This is a genomic window from Ruegeria sp. HKCCD6428 (assembly GCF_013110595.1).
Taxonomy (GTDB): Bacteria; Pseudomonadota; Alphaproteobacteria; order Rhodobacterales; family Rhodobacteraceae; genus Ruegeria.
On the sequence record NZ_WVQX01000019.1, the window covers coordinates 1 to 11,090 of the forward strand.

Below are 11,090 nucleotides of genomic sequence, written 5' to 3' on the forward strand. Positions count from 1 at the left end.
GGGTCCGTTTGGGATCGGCAGACACGTGCGTTCCGTCGTTGAGATTGTTTGATTACCGCGAGTGCTTTCAGTTCCAGAAGCGTACTCAATTCGAGGAGAACCCAATTCCACACAGGCCTGTGAGCTTTGGGCTTGTGCGTCGTCCGCCACCAACACATAAGCTAAGACTCCCAGTGTTAACTTAATAAAAAATGTACGCTGAGCGTATAGTGCCGCAAGTGCCGGGCCCAGTGTTTCCATCAGCTTTTTCCTCTTACTTCATAAGCGAGAGTACACCCAATTGTGATACACGGTGAGTTTTGTGAAATGCTCAAAAAAGTCAAACGATTGACTGCTTTGGGCTCCGTGCCGACCTTGGAGCAATCGCAGCATCTCTGTTCGGGTGCTTCCGGCCGCTGTCAGGGACGGCCCAAAGCCGCCCTCCAGCGGGTGTCCCAAATGCTGCGACTGCAGTCCCACATAGCCGACATTCGCTGCGCCATCACGATCATGCAGTTGGTCGACGTCCGATGTGCGGACAAAGAGTGCTTTCGCCGCGCGCACCAACGACCGATTCGGCATTGTTGCTAGTCCAGAAGATGGATTGCAAACAAGCTGGAGCTACGCCGTGACGTTCAGCGGAATAGAACAGTTCGGTTTTCTCAAGCTTTAATCTTCACTTCGGCGGCCAAGCCACCTAAGCGTTTCGATGTTCTGAGTTCCAGCGACCCACCGTAGGCATTCAATAAGTCAACGGAAATAGACAGTCCCAAACCTGTTCCCTTAACAGAGGTGTCCAGCCGACTGCCTGAACGAAGGACTTCCTCTCGGGCACCATCCGGAATACCGGGCCCGTCATCTTCAACGCAAAGTTCGATGCCGCTGTCACAGCGCCTCGCGGTGATTTGGAGTGTCGTCCGGCTCCACTTGAGAGCGTTGTCGAGGAGGTTTCCAATCACTTCCTCGATGTCCTGGGGGTCCATTCGAACTTGAAGACCAGCCTCGCAATTCGAAACGAGCGTCTTCCCCTCGCGTTCGGCCATGACCGAGAATAGCCGGGACAGTCGTTCGACCGAATTCGTCAGGTCTGTCCTGGAATGTGTTAACTCTCCGGTGTTTGATGCACGCATGCGCGCGAGTGAACGGCTAAGCTGGGCGTCAATTCGAGTTAGCGCTTCTTCCGCAGGCTCCGTATGTGCTCCTGCGTCTGCCAGTTCCGCCAATTCGTTTCGTAAGATAGCCGTCGGCGTCTTGAGGGCATGCGCCAGATCCGCCGCTTGTCTTCGCGAACCAGAGACAATCTCGCGGTTTCGATGCAGCAGTTTGTTGAGATCTTCCACCAAGGGCGAAACCTCTTCCGGGTAGTCTTCGGGAGTCAGTTCATCGCCTCGATCCCAGCGATGGGCGACATCGGCGCGCAACTTCCGGAGCGGGCCAACAATGGCGGACATCAGCAAAAGAGAACTTGCCACTCCGATCAAACCAACCAATCCGAAAACCGGGAGCAGGTATCTTTGTGCAGCGCTGCGTTCGTTGATCAGTTCGCTCCTGCTTTCGGCGACAGTTACGCCCCACTCGGTTCCGTCCTCGAACGTAATCTTTTGATAAACACCACGAATGGCTTCGCTATCTGGACCGGAGGTGTTCCAAATGATTGTTTCGTCATTTCCGCGCGGAGGCTCGGCGATCGTTTCATCGAAGAGTGAAGCAGACGTATAGATGGCGCCGGTTCTGTCCGTTACTTGCCAATACCGCCCCGAATATGGCGTGCTATACGCAGGATCGAATACCAACTGTCGCAGGGTTTCAGGGTCATCCGTGGTGGCGCTGAGGCCAACAACAACCTGCGTGTGCCGGTCTTGTAGCGTTGCGTCGAACTGCTCCAGAACGCGCGTATTAATGTAGGAAAACACCATCAGCGTACCGACGCCTACGGACAACGCTCCCGAAGCGATACCTCCGAGTAAGGCCCGTTGGCGCAACGAGAGCATTAGGCGGAATCAATCATATAGCCGCGACCCCGGACGGTTGTAATCAAATCGGAGCCCAGCTTTTTGCGCAGGCGGGTCACAAATACTGCAATCGTGTTGGAATCTCTGTCGCCGTCATATTCGTAGATGTGTTCCGACAGCTCAGTACGCGACACCATGCGACCGATGTTGTGCGCCAGATAGGTCAGAACGGCGACCTCCTGCGCGGTCAAATCGACAGGAATGCCCCCAACGGCAACCCGCCCGTTCCGCGTATCCAGAGAGACATCTCCCATTTCTATCACGGGGTTCAATTGACCGCTCTGACGTCGCAAGATGGCCCGTACACGTGCCGCCAATTCGGGCATATGGAACGGCTTGGTCATATAGTCATCCGCGCCGGCATCCAAGCCGTCGACGCGTTCGCTCCAGCCATCTCTGGCCGTCAGGATCAAGACCGGTGTCTTGACGCCCGCGCTGCGCCATTCGCGCAGGACCGAAATGCCGTCACGCTCAGGCAAGCCGATGTCGAGGATGATCATGTCGTACGGTTCAGTCGACCCCAGATGCAGGGCATCTGTACCATTGTTGGCCACGTCGACCACGCGACCTTCCGCACCCAATAGCTTTTTGACTTGCTCACAAAGCTGGGGTTCGTCTTCGGCAAGGAGTATTCGCATATCCAGAGACTACAGCTAAACCAGCGTGATCTTCACTTTATTTTTTGCCGCCACCGTTGCCGCCACCGTTGCCACCGCCATTGCCACCGCCATTGCCGCCACCGTTGCCACCACCGTTGCCACCGCCGTTGCCGCCACCGTTGCCGCCACCGTTGCCGCCACCGTTGCCACCACCGTTGCCACCACCGTTGCCGCCACCATTGCCACCACCGTTGCCGCCACCATTGCCGCCACCGTTGCCACCGCCGTTGCCGCCACCGTTGCCACCGCCGTTGCCGTTACCATTGCCGCCGGCATTGCTTCGGCCTGCACTGTTTCCACGAGTGGTAGAGGCACTCTGAGCGTTGTTGCTTTTGGATTTGGTTGAATTGCGTGCGGCTTCAGAAATCTCGCGCCCCGTACTTGAGCGGTTCGAGACGACTGTGCCGGTTTCGGCGTTCACGATCACGCTGACGATTTTCCCGCCCGGCTTTTTGACCAGAATACGATAGTAAATCTTGTCTGTTTTGAATGCGCGCGCATCAACAGGTGTTCCGCCGTATGCTTTTTTCACGCCTTTGATCACACGGTTCAGCCGTATCGCACTGCCTGACAACGTCGCCATGCGCAGTTCAGACTGTTTGAGTTCGCGTGCATCTGCCGCCGCTTGCCCACCAGACAAGACAGTCAGCAAAGCTGCAACCAGAAAAAACGCTTTGGCCTGCATAACACCCTCAAACACCTTCATCGAAGACTACTAGGCCAGACATGAACCGATGATGAACAAGCAGTTAGCCCTGCGTTCAAGCGACCTAAAGTTAAATCAGTGGCAACGGTTTTGATTCGACTGCGAGTCAGACTGCCGAAACACCGTGGTCAACCTCAGCGCGCTGATTGCCATTGCTGGAGGTTTTGAGGAGATTGAAAATGAAAACCACCAAGTGCGGACTGCTTAAAGCTTCGACGATCGCGATTGCCTTGTTGGGGTCCACGGCCATTGTAGCCACCGTCGCAGCTCCTGATTTTGCTTATGCCAAGCCGGGCAACGGTAATGGTGGCGGCAATGGCGGTGGAAACGGCAATGGCGGCGGCAATGGCGGTGGAAACGGCAATGGCGGTGGAAACGGCAATGGCGGCGGAAACGGTGGTGGTAACGGTAATGGCGGCGGCAACGGCGGTGGTAACGGTAATGGCGGTGGGAATGGCAACGGCGGTGGCAATGGAAACGGCGGTGGGAATGGCAACGGCGCCCAGGGAGATCGCGGAGACAAAAGCTCGGCTGGGAATGGTGGCCGTGGGAAAGGGGTCGACAAAAGCCGTAGCGGGGCCAAGGCCGGGATATTCGGACTGGGGAAAACAAAATCGCAGTCTGCTCGGTCTGGTACCAAAAAAGGCGGAGGGTTTTCTCTGAAAAATCTGTTCAACGGGAAAGGCAAAGCTCGCAATACAGCAACCAACTCAAGGGTTGCTACGACAACCCTTCAAACGCAAAAGACCAAGGCGCAAAGAACGGTTCGCCAGAATGTGATTTTAAAAGAGTCCAAGCGCCCAGTTGCCCGGGCAAAAGGCAATCGTATGGCTGCGCTGCTTGGTGCAGATCCCTCTGAGTTGGGCGCACTGAACGCCGCCAATGCAAGCCCAACGGCCCTGGCCAATGCAGCACCCAATTCGCGGGTTGGCAGAATTGCCACGTACCGAGACACAGTGCTGGCCGGAGAGCCTTTGCGGGAGGAACTGGAAGAACAGTTGGAGTTTCTTGAAGGGTTGGAAGAACCAGAGCGGACAGTTCAAGAAATCGAGGATGACTTGGAAGTCGCAGTAGGTGAGGTACAAACCAACCGGGATACGGTCGCAGAACTTGAACAAGCTTTGGAGGACGCGGGCGGTAGTGATCCGGATATCGAAGCGCAGCTAGAAGCGGCCCAAGCCGAATTAGACGCTTCGATTGATGAAGCCCAGACTCTGAATGACGAAAGACAGGCAGCCATTGAATACAATGAAGCCGTTGAAGAGGTGGAAGAGTTGACTGAACTTGTCGAAGAGCAAGATCTGGCCGAACGTGAGGCACTGGAAGCCGCTGCCAACAAGCCTGTTACGGATGCAGTTGAGGAACAGGTTAAAGCGCTGCTGGGGCTTTGACCTGAGGCTTCCCGGCCATCGCCAGCCTCCACTTCAGGACGAACTGAAAGCTGGAGCGTCGATAAGCCTTTCGGATACTAAGTTGGAAGGTAGATTCAGTCGGCCTGCTAGGCGCAAGCTCTTGATGATTGCGATGCGCAACAAGAAAATCCCGCCCCAAGCTGGGACGGGTTCCTGTTACAATTCAGATGTTTAGGGCGAAAATCGAGAATTGTCGGGGGGCAGCCGAATTGCCTTCAGACGTTTTGGTGAGCCTCGGATAGCCGCTTGTTTTTTGTGATCTCTGTCAGTGCATTTTCGATAGGAGGGAAGCGGCTATTGCTCGAATTCATCGCGGTTTGCAGGCGCTCTTCAGCAGATTTGCTAGAGGTCCGCATCGCAATTTTTGGGCTGCGATCTTCAGTCACAAAGGCAGGTTTGACCATTTTGTTCCCCTTGTTTCCGTCAAACGATATACGTCTCGTTCGATCCAACTTGGTCAGTATGCGCAAAGTTGTTTGAACCTAATGAGAATACACTGTTCATGTTCGGTTAATGTTGTTTACGAAATAAGAACAAAGGATTGGTCTGGCCGGGCGCCACTTCAATTGCCCCATTCCAACTTGAGGGTTTCTAAGGTCGTTAGATGAGAATGTTGTGCCAAGCGAACCATAGTTTCACAGCAGAAGACTTCGGCAGTAAGCCAGTCTCCGCCGATGCATTGGTCAAATCCCGAAGATGATCATAATTGGAAAGATCAGTTAAAGGAGGCGGAAAAGATGAAAACGGCTTTGGCAATCACGGCGACGGTGTTCACTATGCAGGCCGGGCCCTTTGCGGGTGCGAGTTTTGACATCCAGTCTCTTGATCTTGGACAGAGTATCGGGTCGCACAATGCACTGCAGCCTGTTTTCGTGAAATCAAAAGCAGGTAACTGTCCTCCGGGTTTGGCCAAGAAAGCAGTGCCGTGCGTTCCGCCCGGCCAAGCTAAACGATACCGAGTCGGGGATTTCATCTACAATGGGTACGTTCGCATCGATAATCCTAGCCGATATGGCCTGCGGCGAAACGGCTACTATGTGCGTGCCGGAGACTATGTTTACCAAGTGAACCGGGAGACACACGAGGTGCTGAACCTAATAGGGGCAGTGGTCGATGTTCTTAATTGATTGCATACTTTACGATCAATCACTGCTCGGATTAACGCCTTTGGGTTGTAGATGAAGCACGGGAGTTTGGGCTTTTCGAGGCCGTCATAGGCGAAGCAGCATTACCGTTAATCTTACCCTGTAACGTCACTAGGGAAGGTCCAGAGCCGACTTTGAATATTCCCTCACAAGTCTGTCGTCGCAGCCCGCTTTCCGATCATGTGCCGCAGATCTAGGTTCTAGGCTTCAGCGAATTCACCAGATGCGCAGGAAGCCGCCGCTAGCTGCACTGCGATGCAAAGAGACCATTTGAATGTCTGGTCTGCGGACATAGGGTGAATTCGATGCGTTTCCGCTAGAGGCTGCTTTCGTGCGCTTTCCGGACCTTCACTTTGGATTGCATACAAGTTGCACGCCTTCGTTGGTTACGACCCTGATCCAGCGAGAAAGTCTGTCCGCTTCTCCATCGGAACCAGCACACCATGGTAGGCCTGAAAACCGTTGTCCACTATCACTTGAGTCTACGGACGGCCTCATGAACCTCAACTTTTTTGGGGAAGAATACGATTGTGAACGGCTTAGCGCCGTGCGACGCTTGAATTGTTGGTATCTGATTTGAATGGGGTCATCCGATGCTCAGATTTGGCTTGGTTTGCGCAATGGGGCTAGCGGCCTTTCAGGCGTTTGCTCAGGACATCAACCCGACCAGAGATGAGGTTGAGGGTCTGGGAAGTTCCTACTCTCCCTATGTCGACAAGAACATGCGCAAAGGTGTGTTTGCCGAAAACCTCTATTGGGGTGACACGCATCTACACACGTCCGTTTCCGGCGATGCCGGTCTTTTGGGCACGTACCTCGATCCGGAGGACGCCTATCGTTTCGCACGCGGAGAAGAGGTTACCACCAACACTGGGCAGCGTGCAAAACTTGTGCGACCGCTCGACTTTCTCGTGGTAGCGGATCACGCGGAAAACCTTGGCATGGCACCGATGCTGGCCTAGGCGAATGCCGACCTTCTGAAAACCGAATGGGGCCGGCAATTCTACGACCTGATCGAAGGCGGCGATCCCTATCGCGCCTATCAACTTTGGACCTTCGAGGGATTGGCGAAGCAAGTAGACCTGATCGATGATCCGGGTATAGCGCAATCGGCATGGCAACGTCAGTTGGACCATGCGGCGCAATTCAATGACCCCGGCACCTTTACTGCGCTGATCGGCTTTGAATGGACGATGAGCGGCACCTTTGAGGAACCGGGCAACCTGCATCGGGTCGTGATCTTCCGGGATGATGAGGACAAGGCCGGTCAGGTCATTCCGTTTTCGCTGTTCGACAGTGACGATGTCGAAGATCTCTGGGCGTATATGCAAGCCTATGAGGACGACACAGGCGGGGATGTTCTGGCCATCCCGCATAATGGAAACCTCTCCAACGGCCGCATGTTTTCTCTGATGCGCCAGAACGGCGAACCGATCGATGCCGACTATGCGGCGACACGGCAACGCTGGGAGCCGGTGGTCGAGACGACACAGACGAAGGGCGACAGCGAGACGCATCCCTTCCTGTCGCCCGATGATGAATTCGCCGACTATGGCATCTGGGACAAGGCAGATCTCGGCGGGGTCGCAATCAAGACCCCGGAAATGCTGCCGTATGAATATACCCGCTCGGCGCTCCAGATCGGTCTTCAGGTCGAGCAGGACATCGGCATGAACCCGTTCAAGTACGGGATGATCGGAGCGTCGGATAGTCACACCGGTCTCTCAACCACCCGCGAAGAGAATTTTTTCGGCAAAACCAACTATACCGAACCTGCGCCGGATCGATGGGATCATGCCATCATCGAGGCGTTGCTTGGCGACGATGAGCTGACAACATATCAATACGAAATTCTGGCGTCAGGACTGGCCGGTGTCTGGGCGCACGAAAACACGCGCGCGGCGTTGTTCGACGCCATCGAGCGGCGCGAGGTGTATGCGACGACCGGAAACCGTATGACGGTGCGGTTCTTCGGCGGTTGGGAGTATGAACCCAACGATGCCAATCGACCCGACGTTGTCGAGATAGGGTATCACAAGGGCGTGCCGATGGGCGGCGATCTGCCAGAGGCACCAGAAAGCGCCGAGGCCCCGGTCTTTATGGTCGGTGCGCTGAAGGACGCATGGTCGGGCAACCTCGACCGCATCCAGATTGTTAAGGGTTGGGTGGATGCGACCGGCGAACGTCAGGAACGAATTTATGACGTGGCGGTATCGGATGGTCGCACGATCAACGACGATGGCCGTGCGACGGAACCGGTCGGGACGACAGTAGACGAAACAGCCGCGACTTGGATCAACAGCATAGGCGCGCCAGAATTGCGTGCGGTCTGGACTGACCCGGACTTCGATCCGATGCAACCGGCGGTATACTACGCCCGTGTTCTGGAGATACCGACGCCGACCTGGATGGCCTATGACGAAGCCCGGTACGGCATTACCATGGGCGCGGAAGGTATTCTGCGAAGCCATCAAGAGCGCGCCTATACGTCGCCGATCTGGTACACGCCTCGGTGAGGCGCAGACCTGCGGCAGAAACCGGGGTTCCTGATCGGCGACGGTCGGCCCCAGTCACCTTCGCGGCTTGACCCTCGTATTACGGCTGCGACGAGTAAACACAGTTAGGGGAGTTGCCAATGATCTCGAGAAGAAATCTCCTCCTGTCGGGAGCATCGTCTCTTGCCTGTGCGACAGCAGTCAAAAAGGCTGCGGCGCAGGTCTCCGACATCCGGCAGGTCATGATGACTACAGATGGGCTTGGCCTTGCCGAACTGGTGAAGGCCGGCGAGGTCTCTCCGTCGGAACTGTGCGAAGCCGCTGTCGATACGGCGCTTGCATTGGGGGGCCGTCTCAATGCGATCACCACGCCGATGTACGAGCAGGCTGAGGCCAAGGCGGCTACTATGCGTCGGCAAGGACCCTTTGCGGGAGTACCGTTCGTCGTCAAGGACAACCTTGATATAGCGGGGCAGTACACGACCCACGGCTCACGCGTCTACCACGATAGCTACCAAACGCGTTCCGCGCCGCTGGCACTGGTCTATGAGGCTTCAGGTCTTAACCTGATGGGCAAGACCAACATGCCCGAGGTGGGTGCCCTGCCGGTGACCGAAGGGCAGTTGCTTGGTGCCTGCCGAAACCCGTGGAACCTCGATCATTCGCCTGGCGGGTCCAGCGGTGGCTCTGCGACGGCCGTTGCCGCCGGAATCGTCCCGATTGCACATGCCAGCGATGGTGGAGGATCGATCCGGATCCCGGCCGCGTGCTGCGGTCTTTTTGGCTTGAAGCCCAGTCGGCGGCGCATGTTGTGGGGATCGAGCGACCAAACAACCTATGCTGCCGACAACTGTGTCAGCCGATCTGTCCGCGACAGTGCCATGCTGTTTGCGTTGGGTCAGGATCGATCTCCGACGGCCGCCTTCCGGCCGATCCCATTCGTCGAAGGCCCTTCGACCGCGCGTCTGACCATCGGTTTTGACTTACGCAACTACTATGGCGCGTTGCCTGACCCGGCAGTGCAAAGCGCCATAGAATCCATGGCCCAGCTTTGCGAAGATCTTGGGCACACTGTCGTCGAGACCCAGAGTCCGGTGACGGAGGAATTCGAGTTGCGGTTCAACCAGATATTCGGTTTTCGGATGGTGGGTCTCGCCGACGCGGCTGCGGCCAAGGCAGGCAGACCGCCGTCCGAGACCGGATTGCTGGATAAATTCGTGCAACAATGGGCCGAGACCGCGCGCCGGTTCACCGCCGAAGATGTGGAGCAGGCAAATGCCTACATGGTCGCGCTTGGTGCAGAGTATGATGAGTGGCTGTCCACCATGGATGTCTTCCTGTCGCCTGTGATGGCTGGGACGGCTCCGCGGATTGGAGAGTTCTTCGATCCAACCGTGCCGTTTGAGGAGATGTTCGAGCGCATCACCAGTTTCACGTCCTTCACGCCTGTTCAGAATGCAATCGGCCTTCCGGGCATGTCTGTCCCAGCAGGGCTGAGCGAGGAGGGCCTACCAATTGGGAGCCACTTCGTGGCGAAAGCCGGACGCGAGGACCTCCTTTTTGCCCTTGCCTACGAACTGGAGCAGGCGAGGCGCTGGTGGGAGCCGTGGGCACCAAATTCCCTTGCGTCGCTTTGAGGCATTGAACAGGAGCAGGGTTCGGATGCAATCTCGCTATTGATGTCGATGACCGTAGTTCTGCTCTTCTTATTGCCGAAGCAGCGCCTAGGTCGGGTAGGTTCGTGATTTGGCCCTGCCAGCGGCTCGCCCAAAGTAATCATGTAAGAGCGCCGAATAGACCAATCCCTGCTCGCTGACCGGATTGCCCGCGACACAGTGTGAAATCGTGCGATCGAAACGTGAACATGCGCCGCACACGAGCTACGCAAAATTCTGAAATCATTACGCAATATTCACTATCCATCGCGGGAAAATTTACATGTCGCTCTGACGGCAGCTTTGCTTGGCTTCGCAGCCGTCGGTGCAAACTGCAGCATTCGGTAGGTCTGGGCTCGATACGGTCATTCGCTGTTGTCCGATCGAACGTCTGCTTCTACGCCACTGGTCAGCCACTTCATCAATGTCAACAAACGGTCGTCAGCCGGTCGGCCTACCCGCGCTCGAATTCAATGGTAGCGGTTCACTTGGCGTTGCATCTGGATGCAATGACGCAAGATACGCACAACTGGGTGGATCATGGTTACTGCGTGTTCGGTGCGAGTGTGCCAGGTATTTGAAGCCTTACGAAGCATTGCGACCTCCCATTGATGACGTCACGTTAACCTGGATGAACGAGAGGTCCTGTGAACTGGGACACAGAGCGCCATTACAAGTTTCTGCCACCCGCCAGCACCAGCTACCAGTCTTCAGCACCCGGAACGTCTCGTCAGCGGTCGTCTCAGCGCCAGTTATGGGTTCTCTAGCGGTCTAGTAAGCTCTGTCCCGCCAGCGGCAGTGAACGATCGATCTAGCGATCAAAATGCCCAGTGCTCACTGTTAGAAATGCCCCATGCTGACCCGCTGACGCTCCATTCCGCCCGTCGCTTCGCTAAGCAGAATGCCCCCGAAACCGCCCCAGTTTCTCAGGCTAGTGGGAAAAGTTGATAGGTTTCATCGGTCGGCAAGGTTTCCTACCACCCCAGCCAGTTCATCAGAACATCGTTACTCCGATACCTGTTGACAC

The 11,090-nt window shown here is 56.0% G+C and carries 10 protein-coding genes; 5 read left to right on the plus strand and 5 right to left on the minus strand.

The features are described 5' to 3' along the window. The 4 genes from GS620_RS21880 to GS620_RS21885 all read right to left on the minus strand — a co-directional run. Positions 1-240: hypothetical protein (locus GS620_RS21880; protein ID WP_216597996.1), on the minus strand; the 240-nt coding region annotated here is incomplete at its 3' end. 401 nt (positions 241-641) lie between these two features. Further along, complete coding sequence (locus GS620_RS21675; RefSeq protein ID WP_171119815.1) at positions 642-1,895, minus strand: HAMP domain-containing sensor histidine kinase; 1,254 nt, start codon at positions 1,893-1,895, stop codon at positions 642-644. Between the two features lie 74 nt (positions 1,896-1,969). Next, entirely contained in the window at positions 1,970-2,629 is a 660-nt protein-coding gene (locus tag GS620_RS21680) for a response regulator transcription factor (protein WP_171119814.1), read from the minus strand. 37 nt (positions 2,630-2,666) lie between these two features. Then, positions 2,667-3,356, minus strand: a complete 690-nt coding sequence (locus GS620_RS21885; RefSeq protein WP_216597997.1) for a PepSY domain-containing protein — start codon at positions 3,354-3,356, stop codon at positions 2,667-2,669. Positions 3,357-3,502: 146 nt separating this feature from the next. Between GS620_RS21885 and GS620_RS21890 the strand changes: the two genes are divergently transcribed. Next, complete coding sequence (locus GS620_RS21890) at positions 3,503-4,747, plus strand: hypothetical protein (RefSeq protein WP_216598000.1); 1,245 nt, start codon at positions 3,503-3,505, stop codon at positions 4,745-4,747. A gap of 236 nt (positions 4,748-4,983) precedes the next feature. Here the strand turns inward: GS620_RS21890 and GS620_RS21695 are convergent, their stop codons facing one another. Continuing rightward, on the minus strand, positions 4,984-5,172 hold the full coding sequence (locus GS620_RS21695; protein ID WP_171617716.1) for a hypothetical protein: 189 nt from the start codon (positions 5,170-5,172) through the stop codon (positions 4,984-4,986). A 333-nt stretch (positions 5,173-5,505) separates the two neighbouring features. Here GS620_RS21695 and GS620_RS21700 point away from each other — a divergent pair, with 333 nt between their 5' ends. The 4 genes from GS620_RS21700 to GS620_RS21710 all read left to right on the plus strand — a co-directional run bounded on the left by GS620_RS21700 (position 5,506) and on the right by GS620_RS21710 (position 10,045). After that, complete coding sequence (locus tag GS620_RS21700; protein ID WP_253283497.1) at positions 5,506-5,895, plus strand: hypothetical protein; 390 nt, start codon at positions 5,506-5,508, stop codon at positions 5,893-5,895. A 611-nt stretch (positions 5,896-6,506) separates the two neighbouring features. Then, the gene (locus GS620_RS21895) at positions 6,507-6,875 is read left to right on the plus strand and encodes a DUF3604 domain-containing protein (protein ID WP_216598001.1); all 369 of its coding nucleotides are present in this window, start codon (positions 6,507-6,509) and stop codon (positions 6,873-6,875) included. Positions 6,876-6,977: 102 nt separating this feature from the next. After that, positions 6,978-8,429: a DUF3604 domain-containing protein gene (locus GS620_RS21705; RefSeq protein ID WP_216598003.1), complete on the plus strand. Its 1,452-nt coding sequence runs from the start codon at positions 6,978-6,980 to the stop codon at positions 8,427-8,429. 221 nt (positions 8,430-8,650) lie between these two features. Further along, positions 8,651-10,045, plus strand: a complete 1,395-nt coding sequence (locus GS620_RS21710) for an amidase family protein (protein WP_170417285.1) — start codon at positions 8,651-8,653, stop codon at positions 10,043-10,045. Positions 10,046-11,090: the final 1,045 nt, after the last annotated feature.